Annotated in this window: 19 protein-coding genes; 9 read left to right on the plus strand and 10 right to left on the minus strand. The window is 56.7% G+C overall.

Annotated elements, in window-relative coordinates:
• Window positions 1-239: 239 nt before the first annotated feature.
• A complete protein-coding gene (locus tag PAGR_RS03795; RefSeq protein WP_014605042.1) occupies window positions 240-1,616 on the plus strand; it encodes an MFS transporter in 1,377 nt (458 codons plus the stop codon).
• A 41-nt stretch (window positions 1,617-1,657) separates the two neighbouring features.
• On the opposite strand, the gene PAGR_RS03800 is transcribed toward PAGR_RS03795, so the two are convergent.
• From PAGR_RS03800 to PAGR_RS03810, 3 genes are all read right to left on the minus strand, one after another.
• Window positions 1,658-2,275 (minus strand): hypothetical protein, encoded by a 618-nt coding sequence (locus PAGR_RS03800; RefSeq protein WP_234033840.1) that lies wholly within the window; start codon window positions 2,273-2,275, stop codon window positions 1,658-1,660.
• Between the two features lie 244 nt (window positions 2,276-2,519).
• Window positions 2,520-3,536, minus strand: a complete 1,017-nt coding sequence (gene malI / locus PAGR_RS03805) for a Mal regulon transcriptional regulator MalI (RefSeq protein WP_013027209.1) — start codon at window positions 3,534-3,536, stop codon at window positions 2,520-2,522.
• Between the two features lie 72 nt (window positions 3,537-3,608).
• Window positions 3,609-5,105: a PTS transporter subunit EIIC gene (locus tag PAGR_RS03810; RefSeq protein ID WP_014605044.1), complete on the minus strand. Its 1,497-nt coding sequence runs from the start codon at window positions 5,103-5,105 to the stop codon at window positions 3,609-3,611.
• A gap of 415 nt (window positions 5,106-5,520) precedes the next feature.
• Here PAGR_RS03810 and exbB point away from each other — a divergent pair, with 415 nt between their 5' ends.
• From exbB to PAGR_RS03825, 3 genes are all read left to right on the plus strand, one after another.
• A complete protein-coding gene (gene exbB / locus PAGR_RS03815) occupies window positions 5,521-6,246 on the plus strand; it encodes a tol-pal system-associated acyl-CoA thioesterase (protein ID WP_014594615.1) in 726 nt (241 codons plus the stop codon).
• Between the two features lie 5 nt (window positions 6,247-6,251).
• Window positions 6,252-6,674: a TonB system transport protein ExbD gene (gene exbD, locus PAGR_RS03820; protein ID WP_013027206.1), complete on the plus strand. Its 423-nt coding sequence runs from the start codon at window positions 6,252-6,254 to the stop codon at window positions 6,672-6,674.
• A 326-nt stretch (window positions 6,675-7,000) separates the two neighbouring features.
• Entirely contained in the window at window positions 7,001-8,323 is a 1,323-nt protein-coding gene (locus tag PAGR_RS03825; protein ID WP_014605045.1) for an MFS transporter, read from the plus strand.
• On the opposite strand, the gene PAGR_RS03830 is transcribed toward PAGR_RS03825, so the two are convergent.
• The 5 genes from PAGR_RS03830 to PAGR_RS03850 are packed head-to-tail and all read right to left on the minus strand — an operon-like array spanning window position 8,320 to window position 13,573.
• Window positions 8,320-9,291: a Csu type fimbrial protein gene (locus tag PAGR_RS03830; protein ID WP_014605046.1), complete on the minus strand. Its 972-nt coding sequence runs from the start codon at window positions 9,289-9,291 to the stop codon at window positions 8,320-8,322. The genes PAGR_RS03825 and PAGR_RS03830 overlap by 4 nt on opposite strands.
• Window positions 9,288-11,732: a fimbria/pilus outer membrane usher protein gene (locus PAGR_RS03835; protein WP_014605047.1), complete on the minus strand. Its 2,445-nt coding sequence runs from the start codon at window positions 11,730-11,732 to the stop codon at window positions 9,288-9,290. Before PAGR_RS03835 ends, PAGR_RS03830 begins: the two co-directional genes overlap by 4 nt.
• 6 nt (window positions 11,733-11,738) lie before the next feature.
• Window positions 11,739-12,437 (minus strand): fimbrial biogenesis chaperone, encoded by a 699-nt coding sequence (locus tag PAGR_RS03840; protein WP_014594611.1) that lies wholly within the window; start codon window positions 12,435-12,437, stop codon window positions 11,739-11,741.
• 23 nt (window positions 12,438-12,460) lie between these two features.
• Window positions 12,461-12,982: a Csu type fimbrial protein gene (locus tag PAGR_RS03845; RefSeq protein WP_013027201.1), complete on the minus strand. Its 522-nt coding sequence runs from the start codon at window positions 12,980-12,982 to the stop codon at window positions 12,461-12,463.
• Window positions 12,983-13,006: 24 nt separating this feature from the next.
• Window positions 13,007-13,573, minus strand: coding sequence for a spore coat protein U domain-containing protein (locus PAGR_RS03850; RefSeq protein WP_014594610.1), 567 nt, complete (start codon window positions 13,571-13,573; stop codon window positions 13,007-13,009).
• A gap of 694 nt (window positions 13,574-14,267) precedes the next feature.
• Between PAGR_RS03850 and PAGR_RS03855 the strand changes: the two genes are divergently transcribed.
• Complete coding sequence (locus PAGR_RS03855) at window positions 14,268-16,364, plus strand: putative bifunctional diguanylate cyclase/phosphodiesterase (RefSeq protein ID WP_014605048.1); 2,097 nt, start codon at window positions 14,268-14,270, stop codon at window positions 16,362-16,364.
• A 70-nt stretch (window positions 16,365-16,434) separates the two neighbouring features.
• Entirely contained in the window at window positions 16,435-17,838 is a 1,404-nt protein-coding gene (locus PAGR_RS03860) for an aminotransferase-like domain-containing protein (RefSeq protein ID WP_014605049.1), read from the plus strand.
• Here the strand turns inward: PAGR_RS03860 and PAGR_RS03865 are convergent.
• Window positions 17,835-18,317, minus strand: coding sequence for a YlaC family protein (locus PAGR_RS03865; protein WP_014605050.1), 483 nt, complete (start codon window positions 18,315-18,317; stop codon window positions 17,835-17,837). The genes PAGR_RS03860 and PAGR_RS03865 overlap by 4 nt on opposite strands.
• Window positions 18,318-18,393: 76 nt before the next feature.
• Window positions 18,394-19,560 (minus strand): amidohydrolase, encoded by a 1,167-nt coding sequence (locus PAGR_RS03870; protein ID WP_014605051.1) that lies wholly within the window; start codon window positions 19,558-19,560, stop codon window positions 18,394-18,396.
• A gap of 588 nt (window positions 19,561-20,148) precedes the next feature.
• On the opposite strand from PAGR_RS03870, the gene PAGR_RS03880 reads away from it, so the two are divergent.
• The 3 genes from PAGR_RS03880 to PAGR_RS03890 all read left to right on the plus strand — a co-directional run bounded on the left by PAGR_RS03880 (window position 20,149) and on the right by PAGR_RS03890 (window position 23,721).
• Entirely contained in the window at window positions 20,149-21,150 is a 1,002-nt protein-coding gene (locus tag PAGR_RS03880) for an LLM class flavin-dependent oxidoreductase (RefSeq protein ID WP_013027195.1), read from the plus strand.
• Between the two features lie 26 nt (window positions 21,151-21,176).
• Window positions 21,177-22,331: an amidohydrolase gene (locus tag PAGR_RS03885; RefSeq protein ID WP_014605053.1), complete on the plus strand. Its 1,155-nt coding sequence runs from the start codon at window positions 21,177-21,179 to the stop codon at window positions 22,329-22,331.
• Between the two features lie 76 nt (window positions 22,332-22,407).
• Entirely contained in the window at window positions 22,408-23,721 is a 1,314-nt protein-coding gene (locus PAGR_RS03890) for an LLM class flavin-dependent oxidoreductase (RefSeq protein ID WP_044042286.1), read from the plus strand.
• The last annotated feature ends 4 nt before the right edge of the window (window positions 23,722-23,725 follow it).

Genomic DNA, 23,725 nt, shown 5'->3' on the forward strand with positions numbered 1-23,725 from the left:
GCTTCTCTGCCTGTTCTCGCCCTCTCAAATCCGCCCGATCCCGCTCACAATCCTTTGTCGATAACGGAACCCATGCTGCCAAAAAAATTGTCTTTTTTAACAATCTATTAACGCAGATTTGGCGTTTAATTCGCGCATAATCGTGCGATAAACGCACAAAATTTCGATTATCGCCGTTTAACGCATTACAGCGCCTGCATATAGTAACCCCACATTACGTATTTCACCGGAGAGTCACCGTGGCGGAAAGCAAAGCAATTGATGTTCGGGCGTTAATCGACAGCCGCCCGCTGGGGATGTGGCAAAAAATGGTGGTGCTTTTTGGATTCTGCATCATCGCCCTCGATGGGTTTGATATTGCCATCATGGGGTTCATTGCACCTGAACTGAAAGCGGACTGGGGCATCACCAATCGCGAACTGGGGCTGATCATCAGCGCTGCACTGGTGGGGCTGGCGCTGGGCGCAATGCTCTCCGGCCCGCTGTCAGACAGGCTGGGTCGCAAAGTCGTGATTATTAACAGCGTGTTCTTTTTTGGCGCCTGGACGCTGATAACCGCCTTTTCGCAAAATATGGAACAGATGATCCTGTTCCGTTTTCTGACCGGTCTGGGATTAGGCGCGGCGATGCCCAACGTGGGCACGCTGGTGGCCGAGTTTGCTCCTGCCAGACGACGGGCATTCCTTATCACCGTGGTGTTTTGTGGCTTCACGTTTGGCGCAGCGCTGGGTGGCTTTGCCGCCTCCTGGCTGATGCCGCACTTCGGCTGGCATTCTGTCCTGATGCTGGGCGGGATCCTGCCAATGCTGTTCGTGCCGTTACTGCTCTGGGCGCTGCCGGAATCGGTGTGCTTTTTAGTGGTAAGGCGTGCCGCCAGCAAAAAAATTCACCGTATTCTGGCTAAGCTGGCACCAGATCTGGATCTGCAGCAGTGCAGCGTCGAACTGCCGCCGGTCAGCAAGGCCAGGGCGCAGCCGGTAAAAGTCGTACTCAATGACCAGTACCGGTTTGGCAGCCTGATGCTGTGGGGCGCCTATTTTACCGCACTGTTTTTATTCTATACCCTGGGCAGCTGGCTCCCCATGCTGATCAAGGATAACGGTTTTGACGTGGTGCAGGCCGCCATTATCACGGCTCTGTTCCAGGCGGGCGGAACCTGCGGTTCGCTGTTTTCGGGCTGGCTGATGGACAGGATTGAATCGCACCGGGCGCTGTCGATGATTTACGGCGCGGGCGCGCTGTTCACGGTGGGGATGGGATTTTCGCTGGCGCACCCGGTGCTGCTGGGCGGTTGCGCCATGATGATCGGCTTCTGCATCGGTGGCGCTAACACGGGAATGAATGCGCTTTCGGCCAGCTTTTATCCCACCGAGGCGCGTGCAACGGGCTCCAGCTGGATGCACGGCGTAGGGCGCATCGGGGCCATTCTCAGCGCGCTGGTGGGGGCAGAGATGCTGGCGCTGGGCTGGGGGTTCGCCACTATTTTCGCCGTGCTGGCCATCCCGGCCCTGTTAACGGTGGCGATGATAACGGCCAAGGGGCGCAGTCAGCAGCGCCGGGCGGGCGAAAGAAGCACGCCTTCCCGCTGGGGGATAAGCCCTGGCGATATCCGCTAATCACCCGCCACCGGGCCAGGCTTTGTGGACGTGTCGCCTGCTCAGGGCTGACAGCCCGGGGATGCCGCCAGCGGGTTCTGCGGCGGCGTGATCAACGCAGGAGCGGCGTTGTAGCGCGGAGTGGTACAGGGCGGTAACGATTGCGCCTGCGGCGACCTGAGCAAGGCATCCGGTGAAAACAGAGAGGGCTCTGCCGGGCTGACATGGATGGCTGAGTCCGATTCGGGAGCCGCACGGAACGGCGGGCGCACGTTGCGCCTTCGCGTTTTATCCGACTGATGACCGTAGTGAAAACGCTTTAGTCTGCCCGGCGGTGCCGCATTGCGTGAGGCGTGGATAAAACGAATCAGGGCCACGCTGCGCAACTGGCGACTGAAACACTTCACGATGCCGGATGAGGGTTTATCTGACTCATAACAGCGCCTGAAAAAGTGCAGGGTGATCAGCGTGTTGGTCGCCGCATAACAGGCACCAGAGCAGGATGAAATCATGTTTGAACCCGGCAGCAGTAGCGACACAAATAACAGGCAGCGGGATAGCCACAGCAGCATCGTCCGGTCTGGCGTCGTGATGGGAAGCGGTGACGAGCCGTCTGCAGAACGGGCGGGCGCAGTAAGCGGCCCTGTGGCGTCAGCGCGATGGCCGTCAGGACCAGGCAATATCGAAGCGTGCGCTGCGCGTGATGCGTGATCTTGCGCGCGTGCACGGTTAAAGCCTATACGGCGATCCCGTAATAAGCGCTGCTGTCGTTTCCGACGTAAAAGTGACGTTAGGCTGGTTATGATTGTGTTGCTCATAGGCTGTTTATCGTTATGTTTGCGCACCCACCGTTCGCAGAGGCTAACCGCTGCGCCCGAAAGCGATTTTTCACATACTCGCTTCTCTGACAATCAAAATGCCGATTTATGCCGACTCTCGTGTAATTAATTGGCCCGATAATAAAATACGCTGCCTTGGGCGCTCAGGGTCTTGTAGCTGGCGCAGGATAAGCTCAGCCGCCTGGCGGCCGGTTTCTTCACTGGCGGAGGAAACATAGGTAAAAGAGGGCGAGGTGAGGTTCACGTGCAGCATGTCCTCAAAGCCCATCAGAGCGACCTGTTGGGTCAGAAACACGTCTTTACCCACGGTGCGACCGGTGTGATGAATACCGGACATCGCCCCGATTATCGCATCCGGAGAGTGACAGAGCAGCGCGGTAATGGTGTTGTTTTGCTCCAGTAACTGACGCGTGGCAAAGGCGGCTGAGTGGGTATCGTCACGGCAGGATGGCGTAAATCCTTCCCTTACGGCCAGCCCGTGTTGAGTCAGGGCGCTGCGAAACCCCAGTAAGCGCTGCTGACGGATCAGGTCCCCTTCAATTCCCCCAATATAGGCAATATTGCGGTGACCGCGTTCAATCAGATAGCGGGTCGCCAGGTGGGCGGCCTGGTGGTTGTCACGCATGACCAGATTACACTTCTCCGCCAGCAGCGACTGGGACACCACCACCAGGGGTAAAGGGCAGTGGAGAAGCTGCGACGGCAGGCTGGCATTTCGTCTGTCTGACGCCAGACAGACAACGCCAGCGACGCCCTGCTGTTTAAAGGAGAGCAGGCAGCGCGTCAGCGATTCGCCGTCGTCAGTGGGCTGCCCCAAAAACACCATATAGCCCTGCTTTTCCAGCTGCTGCACAAGGCTTGCCATGACCTTCACGGAGAAACTGTCGCTGAAATCACGCAGAATCAGACCGATAAGGTTAGAGGTGCTGGCGCGCAGGTTGGCGGCTGCCACATTCTGAACGTAGTCGAGCGCATCAATGGCGGCGTGAACTTTCCTGATGGTGGCATCGGATATTTTTCCTTTTTGACGCAGCACCAGCGAGACGGTCGAAACCGACACGCCGGCGTGTTTAGCCACATCAGTAATGCTGACTCTCTTCAAACCTGCTCCCTGAAATTCACCTGCTCAGCCTGCTATCGCCTTGCCCGCCATCGTCAGAAAGCCAGGCCTGCATCAGCCTGTCATCCCGGACAGCGTCTGGGCAATAAATTGCGCTCTGGCGCCAAAAATAATTTGTATACCGTTATCGCCGACAAAAACCACGCCGCGTGCGCCAAGATTATTCAGCCCTTCACGGTCAACGTCATGGCTGTTGACGACTTCAAGCCGTAAGCGCGTGATACAGGCGCCCACCGAGCGGATGTTTTTCTCACCTCCCAGCAGGACGATGATTTCGCTAGCCAGCTCTGCATCGGTTTTGTCATCGGTCGTCGCTGTGACGTCCGTTCGTCCCGGTGTTTTTACATTAAACCGACGAATAACGAAGCGGAAGGTGAAATAGTAAATCAATGCCATCGGTACGCCCACGATAACCGCGCTGAGATAATGAGTCTGGTAACCGTTGAGCGACGGCACAATGCCAAAGCTAATGTAGTCAATCAATCCGGCGGAAAAAGATTTAGCGATATGGGCATGCAGTAAATACATGGTCATATAGGCCAGGCCCGCCATGATGGCATTAAAGACATAAAGCAGGGGCGCGACAAAGATAAAGGTAAACTCCACTGGCTCGGTGATGCCGGTCAAAAAGCAGGTCAACGCCGCTGAAAACAGGATACCGAACGCGATCTTTTTATTCCTGGTATGGGCTTCGTGGTACATCGCCAGACAGGCGGCAGGCAGGGCGAAAAGCATAAGCGGATACTCACCTTGCATAAACTTGCCCGCATTTTGGTAGCCGTTGCTGCTAAAGGATTTCACGCCTTCCTCCAGCATTTTGAACCAGATGGTTTGATCACCATGAATCACCTGGCCGGTTTTGGTGACGTAATCACCGAAGGAGTACCAGAACGAGGGATACCAGATGTGGTGCAGGCCAAGCGGGATCAGGGCGCGCTCCACCAGCCCAAAAATAAAGGTGGAGGCCGCCTGATTATCGCCGTTGACGATCACCGAAAGTGCATCGATGCCCGCCTGAATATGTTGCCAGACATAGGGCATCAGCAGGCCGAGCAGAAAGGATAAAAATGCCGTCGCAATGGCAACAAAACGCTTACCCGAGAAGAAACCCAGGAACTCAGGGAGCTGCAGGGTATGGAAGCGGTTGTAGCACCAGGCGGCGAGGATGCCGCAGATAAGGCCGCCGAATACGCCCATCTGTAGCGTCGGAATGCCGACGACCATGGCATATTTTCCTCCCTGGGCCGCCATTTCCGGAGTGATATGCAGCATGGTGCCAATGGTGATGTTGGTGACAAAGACGGAAACCGCGGCGGAAAGTGCGGCTATCCCGGATTCGGCGGCCAGTCCCACAGCCGAGCCAATCGCAAACAGCATCGGCAGGTTATCAAAAATCACCCCTCCGGCGTTCATCATCAGCGGTAACTCGAACTTATTACCAAATGCCAGGAGTAAGCCAGCGGCAGGCAGCAACGAAATAGGCAGCATGAGCGCCCGACCAATCATTGATAACTTCGATAACGATTTAACCAACCCTAATAGCAGTGTCATACCGAGTTTTCCCGATGTTGCGCCCCTATTGGCGTTTTTATTGTAAGTAGAACGTTTTAGTAGAACGTTCTACTTATCCTGCTGTAGGCAGTTTTTAGCTGCAACATAATTTTCACATTCATCGAAACGAAAAAGTTATTTTATGAGAGCGATCGCTAATTAACCGTTTTGGGGCGGGATGCCGCCAACAGGGGCGAAACGATCAACGCCAGTCATCCCGTCAGGATTGGACCAGAGAAACGGCAGGGCAGGCGCGGCTTATTCAGGTGCTGGCTCACCGTCATTAGTGGCTGCAAGATTGTAAATACTAATGAGAACCACTATCAATTCGATTGTTTTTTGCTATCATCGGCACTTCATTCCGCACCCATGTAGTAGATGAAGTTGGAGAAGCAGCGTGGTAGCCAGTGACTTAATGCAAGCAGACCTTTCCGTATGGGGCATGTACCAGCATGCCGATATCGTGGTAAAGGTGGTCATGATTGGTCTGTTATTGGCCTCGGTCGTGACCTGGGCAATTTTCTTCGGTAAATATGCTGAGCTGAGCGCGGCCAAACGTCGCCTCAAGCGCGAGCAGCTGGCGTTAGGTGAAGCCCGCAACCTGAATGATGCCGCGCGCGCTGCCCAGCAGTTCAAAACCGCCAGCCACAGCGCGGTACTCCTTAACGATGCGCAAAATGAGCTGGAACTTTCTGCTGGCGTTGAAGATACCGCCGGGATCAAAGAGCGTACCGCTTTCCGTCTTGAACGTCGGGTGGCTGCCTTCTGCCGTCACGCGGGCCGCGGTAACGGTTTCCTGGCCACGATTGGTTCGGTCGCGCCGTTTGTCGGCCTGTTCGGCACCGTCTGGGGCATCATGAACAGCTTCATTGGTATCGCCAAAACGCAAACCACGAATCTTGCCGTGGTTGCCCCCGGCATTGCCGAAGCCTTGCTGGCTACCGCTATTGGCCTGGTTGCCGCCATTCCTGCCGTGGTGATCTACAACGTGTTTGCCCGCATGATCGCCAACTACAAAGCCTCGCTGGGCGATGTGGCCGCGCAAATCATGCTGCTGCAAAGCCGCGATATCGACCTGGGAAACCTGGCCCAGCCTGACGTTAACCGCCCGGCAGCCGCACAAAAACTGCGTCTGGGGTAAGCGTTATGGCGATGCGATTAAACGACCAGGCCGAAACAGATGGCGAAATGCACGAAATCAACGTCACGCCGTTTATCGACGTGATGCTGGTGTTGCTGATCATCTTTATGGTTGCAGCGCCGCTGGCGACCGTTGATGTCCGTGTTAACCTTCCGGCTTCCACCAGTGCGCCCCAACCGCGTCCGGAAAAACCGGTTTACCTTTCGATCAAAGCCGACAAGCAGTTGTACGTGGGTAACGAGGTGGTGAATAAAGCGTCGTTGATCAACGTGCTGACCCAGCAGACGGAAGGCAACAAGGACACCACGATCTTCTTCCAGGCGGACAAGTCTGTCGATTATGAAACCCTGATGAGCGTGATGGACGAACTGCGCACGGCCGGGTATTTAAAAATTGGCTTGATGGGAATGGAAACGGTCAAGAAATAGCGATTGGAGCCGGTCGGGCTTTCCCGCTCAACGCTTAACGCTCAACGCATTCAGCCAACATTCGGGGCCTTCAGGCGTGGTAAACGCGCCTCGTCAATACGCTATCACGGCTAAAAAGCGCGCATTCCGCCGCGCTTTTTTTATGTCTGTTTTCACAGAATCTTCTTCTGCTCATTCCGCCTGATAACAGGCAAAGATGCTGCTGTAACTCTCCTGTTAATTTCTTGTTACGGAAACTTATAGACTTGTAAACTGCAATGGTGATCGGTGTCACATTAATCTGGCTTGTCGCAGGCTAAAACGGATAAAAAACCAAGGAAGCCGTGATGAACCCGAGTGAAACTTTACAAAAGCCGCCTGCCAGCGCGGCCAGAACCATTTTCAACGTTACCAGTGGTAACTTCCTTGAGATGTACGATTTCATGGTGTTTGGCTACTACGCCACGGCCATCGCCAAAACCTTCTTTCCCGGTGACGATCCGTTCTCTTCCCTGATGCTGACGTTGATGACCTTCGGTGCGGGCTTCCTGATGCGTCCGCTGGGGGCCATTATTCTGGGGGCTTACATCGACCACCATGGTCGTCGCAAAGGGCTGCTGTTAACGCTTGGCCTGATGGCGCTGGGCACGCTCACGATTGCACTGGTACCGGGTTATGCCACGCTGGGCGCGGCGGCACCGGTTCTGATTCTGCTGGGGCGTTTGCTGCAGGGCTTTTCAGCCGGTGTGGAACTGGGTGGCGTGTCGGTCTATCTGGCCGAAGTCGCACCGAAAGGCCGCAAAGGCTTCTTTGTCAGTTGGCAATCCGGAAGTCAGCAGATTGCGGTGATATTCGCTGCGCTGCTGGGACTGGGCCTGAACCATCTGCTTTCTCATGATGACGTCACCGAGTGGGGCTGGCGCATTCCCTTCGTGGTGGGCTGCCTGATCGTGCCCTTCCTGTTTTATATCCGCCGTATGCTGGAAGAAACCGAAGCCTTCAGTCAGCGTAAACACCACCCGGCCATGACCGAAATTATGCGTTCGGTGGCCAGCAACTGGGCGCTGGTGCTGGCAGGTATGCTGATGGTCGTCACTACCACCGTGATGTTCTATATGATTACCGCCTTTACGCCCACCTTCGGCAAAACGGTGTTGATGATGAGCGACACCCAGGCGTTTATGGTGACGCTGTTTGTCGGGATTTCGAACCTGTTCTGGCTACCGGTGATGGGCGCGCTCTCCGATCGCATAGGTCGTCGCCCGCTGCTGCTGACGTTTACCTTGCTGATGATTGCCACCGCCTGGCCGGTGCTGCACTGGATGGTGGGCTCGCCCAGCTTCGCGCATCTGGTCGAGGCGGAATTATGGCTCTCCTTTCTCTACGCAAGCTATAACGGCGCCATGGTGGTTTATCTGGCGGAAATTATGCCAGCGGAAGTGCGCGCCGCGGGCTTCTCTATGGCCTACAGCCTGGCAACGGCGCTGTTTGGAGGCTTTACGCCAGCAGTATCCAGCTATCTGATTCACGCCACAGGTGGCAAGGCGATGCCGGGCGTGTGGCTGACCTTTGCGGCCGTCTGTGGCCTGTTTGGTACGCTGCTCATTGGTCGCATGGTTAAGCAGTATCGCGCTCGTCACGGCAGCACGCCGGTCAGCACATCCCTTTAAAACGCAATATCCACCACCACGCTGTCGCTGTAGTTTCCCGCAGGCGGCGTGTTTTGCGTGGTGAGGACGCGCGCAGTGTAGTTATAGCTGCGCGTCAGCCCATCGGTGCTGACGGTATTGGCCGCCGCACTGCCCACCCGTTCTGTGCCACTCGGCCCCCAGCGATCGCTACTGGTTCCTTTATAGATTTCGTAACTCAAACGATTGGTTCCGCTCGCCATGTTGCGCACGCTGCCTGATGCGTTGTTGCCATTGCTTAAGCCCACGGTATAGGTACTGCCTTTACTGCATAACACACTGATGGTTTGCGAAATTGCCCCAAAGCTGGCGACCAGCGGCGCGCTGCCAAAGCTAATGTTGGGGGCGGTAATCGCTGTACAGTCATTGCTCAGAACGACGGTCACGGTAATGGGGATCACGCCGCTGCCGGTCTGCGGGGTCAGACAAGCGCCCAGGGCGGAAACAGAGGTGCAGATGTTATAGGTGACGGTCATGTTCAGGGTGAGCGTATAGCTGCCCGCCGCCACGGTTTGCCCGGCGACGGTGCGTAAATACACCGGAATCGCGAAGTTCAGGCTGCCGAGTAATCCCGCCAGGTTGATCAATGTGGCCGAGTTATACACAAAAGCCGATCCGCCAATGGTCAGCTCATTGGCGCAGGCGCTGTCGGTACACAGCCGCACCGGAATATTGTCGCTACCGGTATCGCCGCTTCGCTTGAGCGTGCCGCGCGTGCCGTTGGTGTTGCTGGCGCTGGTCAGCTGAAACGTAATCTGATTATTACTCAGCAGAGTCAGGGCCGTGCCTGATCCGCAGTTAACGTTAGCGTTGGTGGAGGTCGTGCTGACGCTGGTATTGGCAACAAACGTGGTTTGTGTGCCAAAGCTGGCGCTGGACGCGGGAAGGGTACAGGCGGCATAGCCCAGCGAGGGTAGCAGCAGCAGGCAAAGCAGCATCAGGTTTTTCATGGTGTTATTCCGGCTGTCGCGTTTTCGGGGTTGGGTACCGGTGCGCCGTCGGGCAGCGGCGGCAGGGGACAGGTCAGCGGACCGTAGGTTTTCAATGCCTGCGGCTGGCCACCCGCCAGAGTCAGTTCGGTTTTACAGGTTCGGCCGTCAGGCGCGATGACCTTAATTGGGTTGTGTTCGCTGAGATCGTCCAGCCAGGCGATACCGTCCCAGCCAACGTAGCCCGTTGCCTGGCCGGGACGGATCACCTGGCTGGATACCGGCAACGGCTGGTTATGGCTGTCATACAGAATCACGCTGGCGGCGCGTAAACGCTCAACCGGAAAATTCAGCAAAAATCCACTCTGGCGCTTCACGGCAAAACGCTGCTCGACTTTGGGGGTGGTCATGTCGGCGGGCAGGTCGAGCGTATCGATATCGTATTTGGCCGCGTAATAGCTGCTGATGGAGGGCACCAGCAGATAGCCCTTGCTGTCGGTACGTCCCATCGACTGGTTTTCATAGCGGACATTGACGTCCGGGTAGTTGGTTTTCACCACCACAAAGGCATCATTGATCGTGTTTGCGGCAAAGACCTGGTTATCCATTAACACCAGCGCGCCGGATAAATCTGCCCACTGCGTAGTGTTGCCATCATCCCCGTAGAATCCGCCAGACGTATCGATTTTATTGTTACGGTAGCGCAGGCTGCCCTGCCGGTAATCACCGCTATTCCCGCCCTGGTTGGCCCAGGAGGCGTCCCAGGCAAAACCGCCGTCGCTGGGCATGGCGCGGGACAGATAAGCCCGTTGATTGTGTCGACCTTGCTGATCGCGCTCAACGCTCAGTGAGGCATTGCTGTTTTCACCAAACGGAATGACCAGCGAGACGGCGCCGCTCCATTCGCCCTGTTGCCTGTCACGGCTGGCGGAAACGTACAGGCTGGCATTGCCCCACAGGTTTTTACTCCAGGAGAGGTTCCACAGGGTGGTGCGCTGGTTATCGCCGCCGGAAATATCAATATAGGCTGCACCCAGGCTGCCATAACGGTTGAGCGATATGCTGGCGCTGTACTGCGCCGTTCGCCGCGCCAGGCTGTAACGGTAATCCGAACCGCCGTTGCGCTGGTTGCTCAGCAGGGCCAGATTACCAAAGCCGGCATTGCGCATCTGGTGCTGCGTACCCAGGCTAAAGCGACTGTTGTTGTACTGATAGCCCCAGCTGTACTGCGCGCCAGACTGCCCGTCCATTTGACTCTGCGCGGCTGCGCCGTTGATCACGCCCCAACTGCCCACTTTAAACTGCGCGCCTGCTCCGCCCATGCCCAGGTGGTTACTGCCCTCCCCATGGGTTTCCAGGGTGAGCCAGTCTGTCATGCCATAGCGCCATGAGCCGCTCATCGCCGCCGCACCGTAATCCGCGTTTTTAATGCCGTAGTTTTGTCGCATCGCACCGGCGGAAAAGGCGTAATCGGACAGGCCAGGCTTAAGCAGATTACTGGAAACATAAAACGGCAGCGTGGTGACCACCTGACGCCCGACGGCATCCGTGGTGGTAATCACCGCGTTGCCCGCGCCGTTTACAAAGGGCACGTTCGTGAGCGACCAGGGACCGGGCTGAACGTTGGCCTGAGTGGAGCGGTAGCCGTTAACAAACAGATCGACCGTTGAGGGCACCGCCGCCTGACCGGAAAACGCGGGCAGGGGATAGGTCACCAGATCCGGACGTACGCTGAAGTCCCGCGCAACCTGAATGCCGCCAAGCCGGACGCTGCTGGTCCATGCCAGCGCATCGGTCGTGAGGTCGCCGACCCGCCAGCTCAGGATGGCGTTTTCGTTTTCATTGCTCCACCAGGTGTCGTAGCGGATATAGCCATCATCCTGGTAGCGATTTTGTCCTTCCAGCTGCTGTTGCCAGACGCCGTTGCTGGAGATGTGTCCGGCATCACCAAACAGGCGCAGTTCGTTCCAGGCCGCCAGACGTGTACCCGCAACGTCGGTGCGCGTGGCGTAGAGATCGTAATTTATCAGCGCCCCAGGGCTGACGCGTCCGGGAAAGCGCGGTCCGGTGTTGCTCTCACCAATCGTCTGTTCGGGCAGCCAGCCGGGCGGTACCGTCAGCAGCAGGCGCTGGCGACGATCGTCATAGTCCACTTTCACCTCTGCGAGCTGATTAACATCAACCTGTTGTTGTCCCTGATACTTTTCCGGCGGGATCCCCGCACGCTGCAGATCGCCTGCCCGCACCAGAAAGTGACCGTTTTGTTGCTCTACCGGCACGATATCGCCCCGTGCCTGCTGATTCACCACCAGCTCTAACATGTAGCGCTGACCGGCGGCGCTGTTGTCCACGGCGGGCGGCGGCGGGAGCGACGTAAAGGTTTCAGCCCAGACAGAACCGGGTGTCAGGCAGCACAGCCCCGCGATAGCCAGCGCAACGGGATGCGGCGAAAACGACATCATTACACTTTACTGAGCCGCAGCGCTGCGCCACTGCCCGTGGTTGGTTTCTGCGCGCAGTTCACCGCTGACCGCGGCTCTCAGAGGAAAACGCTGGGTGCTGTTAGCCAGCACATAACCGTAAAGTCCGTTTCCGAGTCGCTGACCGCCCACGGTGACATTACTGAGACGTGCGTGGCCGTTACCGCGATTAGTCAGCTCCAGATAACGCTGACCGCCAGTGTTGACCTGGCGCCAGCTCAGTACAGACCTGGCGTCATCGCGAACCAGTCCGTTGCCGTAGACAAACAGGGGAACCGAATAGCGCATCTGAAAATTCAGTCCGGCCTGATTATCGCCGACCGACCGTGGGGTGGGGATCTCATCCAGCACGACGCGGTAGGCCATCTCTTTACCTGCCACGGGCGGGACTTGTTTAATCAGGCGAACGAGCTGCTTTTGCCCGGGTTCGATGCGTATCAGCGGCGGGCTGGCGACAACCTGCTGCTGGGTCTGATACTGCTCCTGATTGTGCGTCTGCTGCCAGGCGAAGATGCGCACCTGCATCAGGGTGGTGCTGCTGCCACGGTTTTCCAGCCACAGCTCGCTGGCTTTTTCCTCCGGGTTAATCGCCGGATCGATAGGCCAAATCATGACGGAGTTAGCGCCCTGAGCCTGAGGCAACAGCAGGAATGTGAACAGAAAAAACAGGGCGCGCAGGGATGGCATGGTAAAGCTCCTTTGTCCTTTTATCACCAGGTCAGCGTGACGCTGAGGGTGTCCGAATAAACCCCGGCGCGCGTCGGGCCGGGTAACTGCAGCGAGCCATATATTGGTAACGTGATGTTATTCGCATTGCTGTAGCTCAACGGCACTGCCGTGTTCACCGGAATCGGCGTGGTACGTGCAGCATTGCTGTAGAGGTAATAGGGAACCGTGTTGGTGTTGTTAGCCAGCTTCAGATTACGGGTCGAGGTATAGTTACTGCCGCCATTGATGGTCATGCTCAGCGTGGTGCCCGGTGTGCAGGCAAGGTTAATCGTGGAACTTTGTACATAGCTGGCGCTAACGCTGTTCGTGGCCAGCCCCGACTGGGTACCAAAATTAAGCGTGCCAAAGATCCCCGTATTCGTGCCTGAGACCACGCAACCCGCAACGATTGACGCTGACACCTGGAATGTGGTGGAGCTGGTCGTGATGCCCCACCCATTACCACTCACCCACAGCAGCAGCCCGCCAACGGTGACTGAAACAGGTGACCACTTTGCCGTCATCTGTAGCTACTCAAACACGAGCACTCAATAGTTCACGGCGACGTTAATCGTATCGGTGTAAGTCCCGGCCGGTATCACAGGGTTAAAGCCGCCGCCTACCACGCGTCCGTAGATGGCGTAATTGGTACCAAGCGTCGGATCGGTGGTGCCGCTGGGCGCAATATTGGTGTTATTTGCGATGGCGGTGCTAAAGGAGGCGTCGCTATAGAGGGTATAAGCGATGCCCTGGGTATTATCCGCCCCCAGCACCAGGTAGCGTGGAGCGGATGACACGGTGCCGTAGACGGTTCCCGGTGCCGCATTGCTGCTGGTCACCTGGACGTTAAAAGTTTGACCGGTTGTGCAGCGCACGTAGATACCGTTACCCGCCGCGCCCACTAAGGTGGCATTCAGGGTATCGAAGGTCGCGGCACTGCTGCCAAAGTTTAACGAACCGAAATTTACGCCAGTGGTGGCGGACTGCCCGTTCACCAGACAACCCGTGGTTAATGTTAGCGTCGCGTTAATCGCACCCGTGGTGGTGGCAGCAAACGTCGCGGAAGGCAGCGCCGTAGTCAACCCGACAACGAACAGAAAAAGCTTGAATTTCATAACCATTCCTTACCGATTATTGAGGATCAGTGCTTTTTCACCTGATGGCGTAATACAGAAAAACCAAAAAAATTAGAATCTTGCTGTAAGTTATTAGCATCCTGCCAGCGTTTTGACGATAACCGCGTCATCGGGTTGATCGTTTTATATTAGTTTTTTTTACTATACATCAGCTTATGCGCTGTGGCGAAACTCCGCGTAAAAATTTTTATTATTTTGTTACATCAGCCCCCTTCATCTGCCTCGCCCGTTAATGCATGAAAATAAAAAAGGCGAAACTGCCGGCCCTCTATCCCACTTTCGGTTTCGATGATATGTTTTCGCACCGGTCTGAAACGCTCACCGAAACGCTTCGGTTACGGGCGAACGTCAAGGATAATATTGGGGTGTTTTCGCCTGTTAAGTTGTTGAAAAAGTCTCGTTTTTAGGTGGCTCTATGTCACTGAGACGCATGGGCGGATAGCGGAGAAGGGAAAGCGGCACCCCAGCCGTCCGGGCAAAATCGCGCTGCATGACTATCATGTATTTTGCCTGTAAAGAGGATTGATTGATCCTGACGCTTGGAAGCATAGATATCTTCTATTAAAAAAGCCTAAGTTAGTATTTTTCTGCGCCGATAAACGGTAAACAAGGCAAAAGATCTTTTTCAACTCCATTATTACAGCTGCGTATTCGGCGCTGTTCGGAAAACCCTATGTTAGTGGCCTCTTATAACGCATTTATTGTCGTCATTTCGGTATTGGTGGCGATGCTGGCTTCATTTACTGCGCTGGATATGGCGGGACGCGTGGCGACCTCAACCGGTAAAGTGGCGCTCGTATGGCTGCTTGGCGGCGGCTTTGCCATGGGCATCGGCATTTGGGCAATGCACTTCATCGGCATGCTGTCTATGGATCTGGACATGATGATGAGTTACGACGCCCGGCTGACGGCGCTGTCTGCCGGTATTGCGGTGTGCGCCTCAATATTCGCGCTGTGGCTGGTCTGTCATGGGGAATTGCCCCTGCCGCGCTTAGCCGGCGGAGCCATCGTGCTGGGCTCGGGCATTGTAGCCATGCACTATACCGGCATGGCCGCGCTGATGCTGTCGCAGGGGATCGTCTGGAACTGGGGCTGGGTGCTGATATCGGTGATCATTGCGCTGGCTGCCTCCGTTGCCGCACTGTGGCTGGCATTTAAACTACGGGAAGGGCATGAGGGACGCGTCGCGACTCTGCGAGTGTGCGCCTCGGTGGTGATGGGCGCCGCGATTGCCGGCATGCACTACACCGGCATGATGGCGGCTGAATTCCCTGCGGGCAGCCATAGCATGGACGCTGGCGTTAACAGCAACTGGTTAGCCATGGTTGTGACCGTGGTGACCCTTGCCATTCTCGGCATTACGCTACTGGTTTCCATGCTGGATGCGCGTATGCAGGCCCGAACGTCGATCCTGGCCAGTTCGCTGGCGGAAGCCAATCGTGAGCTGGCACAGCTGGCGCTGCACGATAACCTGACCCGACTGCCCAACCGTATCCTGTTGGAAGATCGTCTTGAACAGGCCATTAACAAAGCCAACCGGGAGTGCAGTCAGTTTGCCCTGATGTTCATGGATCTTGATGGGTTTAAAGCGGTAAACGATGCTTTTGGTCACCATATTGGCGACAGTCTGCTGATCAGCGTGACGGAAAGGATGAGTGAGCAGATGAAAGGCTACTACACCCTGGCGCGGCTGGGTGGCGATGAGTTTGTTCTGCTGATTGAAATTACCGAACCGAACGATGCGGCAGCGGTGGCCGATCAACTGGTGAAAGCCGTCGATCGCCCGTTCTCCATTTCCCGTTACGATCTGGTGGTGTCGTTGAGCATTGGTATCGTGGTGTATCCCGGCGATGGCGAGGATGAACGCGAGCTAATGTTTAATGCCGATGCTGCGATGTATCACACTAAAAACAACGGTCGAAACGGTTACACCTTCTTCCAGCCGTCCATGAATATCCTGGCGCAGAGCCAGCTACAGCTTAATAACGACCTGTGGCATGCGCTGGATAACGATGAGCTGCGCCTGTATTACCAGCCAAAATTCTGTGCCCCGCATGGCCCGATTCTGGGCTTCGAGGCGCTGCTGCGCTGGCAGCATCCAAGGCACGGCTTACTGTCGCCGGACTGCTTTCTGCCGATGGCGGAAAAAACCGGCATGATAGTCAATATTGGTAACTGGGTAATTAATGAGGCCTGCCGCCAACTGCACCAGTGGCACCTGCAGGGCCATCCTGAGTGGTCGGTGGCGGTAAACCTGTCGGCGATGCAGTTTGAGCAGAGTAACCTGGTCGATACCGTCAAGCAGGCGCTGGCGCTGCACCATATTCCGGCCGCGCAGTTAACGCTGGAGGTGACCGAAACCACGGCCATGCGCAATCCTGACGATAGTGTGCGCATTCTGACCGAACTCACCGAACTGGGCGTCAAAGCGTCTATCGATGACTTTGGTACTGGCTATTCCAGCCTGCTGTATCTCAAACGTCTGCCGGCCAGCGAGCTGAAAATCGATCGGGCCTTCGTGAACGAACTTCAGCATCAGTCAGAAGATGCCACCATTGTGTCGGCGATCGTTGCGCTGGCGCAGTCACTGCATTTAAAAGTGGTAGCCGAAGGCGTCGAAACGCCTGAACAGCAGGCGTTTCTTACCGATCTTGGCTGCAACACTCTGCAGGGATATCTGCTCGGTCGCCCCCTTCCACCGGAGCGGATTGAAGAGATGGACGTGTTTGCCCGCGCAGAAACAGACAAACCCGCTGAACTGGAGTGTTAGCGCCACGGCTTTTTTTGTTACAGATGTTCAACATGCTAAAGTGACGCCTCAGCATCAGGAGCAACATGCCGTGGCGAAATATCAGCGATTAATGGACGACATTCAGCAGCAAATAGAAGCCGGTATCTGGCCCCCAGGCACCCGACTGCCTTCGCTGCGCCAGCAGGTCGCCCGGCAGGGGGTGAGCCTGATGACCGTGCTGCATGCCTATGAATTGCTGGAAAGTCAGGGATGGATCGTCTCGCGTCCGCAGTCCGGCTATTACGTGGCGCCGCGGGCGCTGGCGGCCGCGCCGCTCAGCGTGGCCATTAGCGAGCGGGTAGATATCAACGACTTTGTCTTCGACATCCTGCAGGCCACGCGCGATCCGGCCATCGTGCCCTTTGGTTCAGCGTTTCCCGATCCGGCTTTGTTTCCCCAGCGCCAGCTTATGCGCTCGCTGGCGAACGTTTCCCACCAGCTGACGCCTACCGATGCGTTACATAACCTGCCGCCTGGCAATGCGACGCTGCGCCAGCTGCTGGCCCAGCGCTACGCCCGCCAGGGCATGACCTTATCGCCCGATGAAATCGTCATCACCAGCGGTGCGCTGGAGGCGCTGAACCTCAGTCTGCAGTCCCTGACCGAACCCGGCGACTATGTCGTGATTGAGCAGCCCAGCTTTTATGGCGCACTCCAGGCGATTGAACGGCTTAAGCTCAAGGCGCTGGCTATTCCGAGCGATGCCCAGAACGGCATTGATTTACAGCAGCTTGAGGATGCGCTTCAGCGCTGGCCGGTGAAGGCCTGCTGGCTGATGACGACCCTGCAAAATCCGTTAGGCGTTACCTTGACGCCCGCGCGTAAACAGCAGCTGGTGGCGTTACTGGCCCGTCATCAGGTGCCGCTTATTGAAGACGATGTGTACGCAGAGCTGTGGGACGAACGCGCACCGCCCCTGCCGGCCAAAGCCTGGGACCGCGAGGGCAACGTGCTGCACTGTGGATCATTTTCAAAATCACTGGTGGCGGGATTTCGGGTGGGTTGGGTGGCGGCAGGTCAGCATGCACAGCGCATCCAACGTCTTCAGCTGATGAGCACGCTTTCTACCAGCGCACCGATGCAGCTGGCGCTGGCCGATTTTCTGGCAACCCGCCGCTACGATAACCATCTGAAACGGCTGCGGCAAAGCCTGGTCAAACGCCAGCAGCTGGCCCGCCAGGCACTGATAAAGGTTCTGCCTGCGCAGTCAACGGTAAGTGAGGCGGCGGGGGGATATTTTTTGTGGGTCACGCTGCCGGACAGCATCAACACCACGCAGCTTTACCAGCGGGCGCTGGCGAAAGGCATCAGTATTGCGCCGGGGCAGATGTTTGCTGCAGGTGAACAGTTCAGCCACTGTTTCCGGCTCAACACCGCCTGGCCCTGGGATTCACGGGCCGAGGCGGCAGTCGTTACGCTGGGTGAAATCATGGCGGAAATGGCCGGCGATTAAACCTGCGCGGCCTGGCGATGTCCCCATGTCAGGTAGTAAACGTCGTAAAAGTCCACTTCGCCTTTCTGTTTCATCAAACGATCAATCCCTGTTTTCACGCGCTCTGGCGCATCTGGTAAAGACATAATGCGCGAGATCGCCTGTTCAGGCACCGGCTGCACGTAATACCATTCGCCGTTGTAGCAAACCCGCAGGTCCAGCGCATCGATATCTTCGAAGCGGTATTTGGGATTGATGTCCAGCAACATCAGAAAGCTCATCACCAGCACAAAAGCGGTGGCAAACCAAAACGCCGGCCAGCCCAGCATCTCAGTGGAAAAAATCAAAGCCACGCACAGGCCGTAGCACAGGTACATCACCGCCCACAGCCCGGGATGCTTTTTCAAAAAAGAGAAGCTGAAACGCGGCAGGTTATCGCGGCGTTCTTCACGGTTGAGCGTATTAATTTCATCGATCAAGATCTGTTTAATGGCGTCCATCGTTCCCCTCACTTTCAACTGATAGCAATTAGAACAGATAACAGTCAAGCCGTTCAGACACAGATGACGCCATTTTTTATATAACAGTTTCGCTTTCACGCACGGACTGTGCCGCCACGATGTTCAGGGCGCGCGGTGCCAACTGGGTGAAATAGTCGACAGCAGGCCGCAACAGTGCCTCATCGGGATTAAAGGCTGGATGATGCAGGCCAAACGCGCTGGCACTGCCGATATTCACAAAGGCGCCCGGCACCTGCTGCAGATAAAAGGCAAAATCTTCTCCGCCCATCAGCGGCGTTGCAGCCTCTTCCGCGCAATAGCCGCTTTGGGCGGCCTGGTCCAGCGCAACCTCTGCCCATTCTGGCGTATTGATCAGGGCGGGCGGCCCTGCTATCCACTCCAGTTCCGCCCGCGCGCCGAAGCCTGCTGCGAGGCCCTGAATCAGCGTGGTCATACGCTCAGGTATCTGCTGACGTAGCGCCGCATTATGGGTGCGGACCGTGCCTTCCAGCTCCACCTGCTGCGGGAGGACATTCCAGGTGTTCCCCGCCGTAAAACGCGTGACGCTCAAAACGACTGTGTCCAGAGCGCTAAACACCCGCGCAGGCAGCGTCTGTAGGGCGGTGACGATGTGGCTTGCAATGACGATAGCGTCAATCCCCTCCTGAGGCCGTGCGGCATGGGCGCCCTTGCCGTGCACCCGAATCGTAAAGCGGTCAACGTTGGCGTAAAACGCGCCTGGCCGGGTTCGCAGCGTGCCCAGCGGCAAATCGGGCGCGTTATGCATGCCGAAGATGGCCTTTACGCCGTTCAGCGCGCCTGCGGCAAGCAGCTGGCTGGCCCCTTCAAACGTCTCTTCTGCGGGCTGAAAAAGAAGCCGCACGCGGCCCGGCAGCGTGGCTTCGCGTTGCTTAAGCTGATGTGCCACGCCGAGCATCACCGAGGTATGAATATCGTGCCCGCAGGCGTGCATTACGCCTGACCGCTGGGATTGCCAGGGTACGTTCACCCCTTCATCGATGGGAAGGGCATCAATGTCGGCGCGAAAGGCGATCAACGGTTCTCCCTGGCCGATTTCCGCCACCACGCCGGTCTTCAACGGCAGGGGCAGCAAACGAATGTCACCCTGCTTTAACCAGCGTGTAATACGTTCCGTGGTGGCAAACTCCTGATGAGAGAGTTCGGGATGCTGGTGCAATTCCCGACGCCACTGCACCAGCTGTTCCGTTAATAATGACGTCATGAGTCTCCTTATTTAAACAGGCCAACGCCTTATCTGAGGCTGCTGACGGGTGATTAAAGATGATTCGGTTGCCAGGGGTAATCGCGTAATAACGTCGGGGCGTTTTCATGGGTAAATAAAACCGGCACACCGGCAGGTTGATTATTATCTCGCGACACATTATGGCGGGGGGATAACGCGCTGTCAGAGGCTGAGCCCGCCCGCGCCGTCTGCGCTTTTACTGCGCTGTGCTGGCAGTCTGAACCCTGTTTACCTGAAAAGAGACGGTGTAATAACATGCTGAATTTTGCCATGCTTTTTTTGCCCTGAGATCGTGAGTTTGATGAATCATCATCAGGCGAGATCTTTCGCGGATAAAATAAGGAATTAATCAAAGCTTAGTTAAAATACGCAAATGGTGATTGAGCGATTTTTTACTCTTCTCCGCGATCATGTTTTACGCGCGGAAATAATAATCTCCTCGGTTAATTACTTTATTATTTAAATTCTATTGCCGTTTTTTAACTTCATATTCTCATATTTATTGTTTTACGAAATATATCCTCATCGCCACACTGGCCCATAACGGAAATGAGTGAGGACAGGTGAATGGCATATCAGTTAAGTCTGTTAGACAAAGCCCCCGTAGCGGAAGGTGAAACACCGGCGGCGTCGCTCCAGCGCACGTTGCAGCTGGCGAAACAGGCTGAAAAATGGGGCTATCACCGCTTTTGGCTGGCTGAACACCACAATATTGAGCAGCTGGCGAGCCCGTCACCTGAGGTGTTGATCGCCTGGCTGGTGGCGCAAACTCAACATATTCGTATCGGCTCTGGCGGGGTGATGCTGCAGCACTACAGCCCCTACAAAGTGGCAGAAAACTTTAATTTACTGGCGTCGCTGGCGCCGGGAAGGATCGATCTGGGCATCGGTAAAGCACCGGGCGGCCTGCCGCTTTCAACTCGGGCACTGCAGCTTGGGGTCCATCAGGACGAAAAGGGCAGTTTTGACGAACAGCTTACGCAACTGGACAGCTGGCTGAAGCCTGAGACAGGACCGCGGGACGAGGACGAAGCCGTGCGCGCGACGCCGTTACCGGCCCGTCCGGCACAGCGGTTTCTGTTAGGCGGGAGCGAAGAGAGTGCACGGCTGGCGGCCCGGCTGGGCTGGCAGTTCGTGTTTGCCGCGCATATCAACGGCGATCGTCAGCTTCTGGCGCGATCTCTGCGGGCCTATTCACAACAGGCACAGGGCAAACGGGCGCTGGTGGCGGTGCAGGTGGTCGTAGCTGACTCGCCCGCCGAGGCCGAGCTGCTGGTGGCCGATCTCAGGCATTTCCACGTGCAGGTCAAAAACGGGCCAGGCGTGAACGTCGCCAGCCTGGAACAGGCGGAGCGTTATGTCCGTCAGGGCGGTTTTACGGACTACCTGATTGAGCCACGTACGCCGTCCCTGTTGAAAGGCACCGCTTCACAGGTCCACGCCCAACTGGAGGCCCTGCAGCGCAACTTCAGCATTGACGAGTTTGTTATCGACACGCCGATTGCCGATCCCCGCGCGCGTTACCGATCGCTGGAGCTACTGGCCACCCATCAGTGGGTCGCCGCCTGAGCACGATGTGTTAGCCGAGGTAAACCATGAGTCTGAACGAAGCACAGTTAATTGAATGGCGACGTGAATTACATACCTGGCCTGAACTCTCCGGCCAGGAGTTTGCGACGACCGCGCGGTTACGCCAGTGGCTTCAGAATGCCGGCATTCGCTTGCTGGATTATCCACTGGAAACCGGCGTGGTCGCGGAAATCGGCAGCGGTGAAAACCTGATTGCACTGCGTGCCGATATTGATGCGCTGCCTATCCACGAGGCCAGCGGCGTCAGTTTTCACTCTCGCCAGCCGGGAGTCATGCACGCCTGCGGCCACGATTTACACAGTGCCGTGATGCTTGGGGCGGCGCTCGAACTGCAGGCTCAGCAACATCAGCTTCGTGGACGGGTGCGTATTTTATTTCAGCCAGCCGAAGAGATTGCGTGCGGTGCCAGGCAGTTTATTCAGGCTGGCGTGCTGGATCAGGTACAGGCCATTTTTGGCATGCATAACGAGCCAGGCTTGCCGAGCGGGACCTTCGCCACGCGTGGTGGGGCGTTTTATGCCAATGCCGACAAGTTTGTTATCCACGTGACAGGTAAGGGCGCGCACGCTGCGCATCCCGAGCAGGGCGTTGATGCCATCGTGGTCGCCAGCCAGATCATTCAGGCACTGCAGGCGCTGACCAGTCGCAGCTTTAATGCGCTCGATAGCCTGGTACTCAGTATCACCCGCGTTGACGGCGGCAAGACCTGGAACGTGCTGCCAGAAACGGTGGAGTTTGGCGGTACGGCCCGCACCCACGATCTGCAACTACGGGCGGAACTGGAAAAACGTGTTCGCACGCTGGTGGAGAACATCGCCCTGGCGAATGGCGCTCAGGCCAGTCTGCACTGGCATGCCGGACCGCCCGTACTGGTTAACGACGCGAACTGGGCGCAGTTCAGCAGTGAGGTGGCTCGCCAGGTAGGCTATCAGGTTCAGACTGCCGATCTACACCTGGGTGGGGAAGATTTCGCCTTCTACCTCCAGCAGGTGCCGGGCGCGTTTGTCAGCATTGGCAGCGCCAGCGACTTTGGCCTGCATCATGCCGGTTTCACCCCCGACGAATCTTCGATAGCGCCTGCCGCCCACTATTTTGCGCAACTCGCCCGGCAGGCATTGCACCATCTTCACGACCGATGTCGTGAACCCGCCCTGAATTGATTTCAACCGCCTGAAGTGCCTGTGTGGCTGTCCCGGACAGCTGCCTGGCATCCTGATGCACAAAAGAGAGCACATCATGACCACAAGACAGCTTCGACTGGGTACCATTCTGCATGGCGCCTCTGGAAACATGTCGGCCTGGCGCCACCCGGCAGCCCAGGCAGATGCCAGCATTAACCTTGACTACGCGAAAAAAATCGCGCGTAAAGCGGAGCAGGGCAAACTGGATTTTCTGTTTGTCGCCGACGGCTTATTTATCAACGAAAAATCGATTCCCCACTTTCTGAACCGGTTCGAACCCTTAACGCTGCTGTCGGCTCTGGCTGGCGTCACCGAACATCTGGGGCTGGTAGGCACCGTCTCCACCTCATATAGCGAGCCCTTTACCGTGGCGCGCCAGTTCGCCAGCCTGGATCACCTGAGCGGCGGACGTGCGGGCTGGAACGTGGTCACTTCTCCGCTGGAAGGGTCGGCGAAGAACTTTTCTCGCCAGCAGCACCCTGAACATGCCTTGCGTTACCGTATTGCCGACGAATATCTGCAGGTGGTGAAAGGGCTGTGGGATTCATGGGAACAGGATGCCTTTGTTCGCAATAAAGAGAGTGGTCAGTTTTTCGATCCCGCGAAGCTGCACACGCTTAACCATCACGGCGACTTCTTTCAGGTGCAGGGACCGCTCAATGTTTCCCGCACGCCGCAGGGCCGACCGGTCATTTTTCAGGCAGGTGCCTCGGAGGACGGCAAAAAGCTGGCGGCGCGTCATGCCGATGCCATTTTTACGCATCAGCCAACGCGAGAAGAAGCCCAGGCTTTTTACCGGGATGTTAAAGCGCAATTGGTGAAAAACGGCCGTCAGCCACAGGATCTGCATATTTTTCAGGGCGTAAGCGTGATTGTCGGCAGAGATGCAGAGGAGGTGGAGCAGCAATATCAAACCACCGCCGCGCTGGTTTCCATCCAGGATGCGCTCAACTATCTCGGTCGCTTCTTCGACCATCACGATTTTTCACAGTATCCACTCGATGCGCCTTTTCCCGATCTCGGTGATATCGGCCAGAACAGTTTCCGCAGTACCACCGACGAGATTAAACGCAAAGCCCGCGAGCAGGGGCACACGCTGCGTCAGGCGGCGCTGGAAGCGGCCACGCCACGTCCGCTGTTTCATGGCACGCCGGAGCAGGTCGCCGACGGCCTGCAATTGTGGTTTGAAAGCCAGGCGGCAGACGGTTTCATCATCAACGGCGGTACGCCTGATACCTTTGAGCGTTTTGTTGACCAGGTGGTGCCCGTCTTGCAGGCGCGCGGGTTAGCGCGACGTGACTACCCGGGCCGAACGCTGCGTGACAGCTTTGCCTTGCCACAGCCGGTTAATCAATTCACCTCACAATAAGAGC

The sequence above is a fragment of the Pantoea ananatis PA13 genome (assembly GCF_000233595.1).
Classification (GTDB): Bacteria; Pseudomonadota; Gammaproteobacteria; order Enterobacterales; family Enterobacteriaceae; genus Pantoea; species Pantoea ananatis.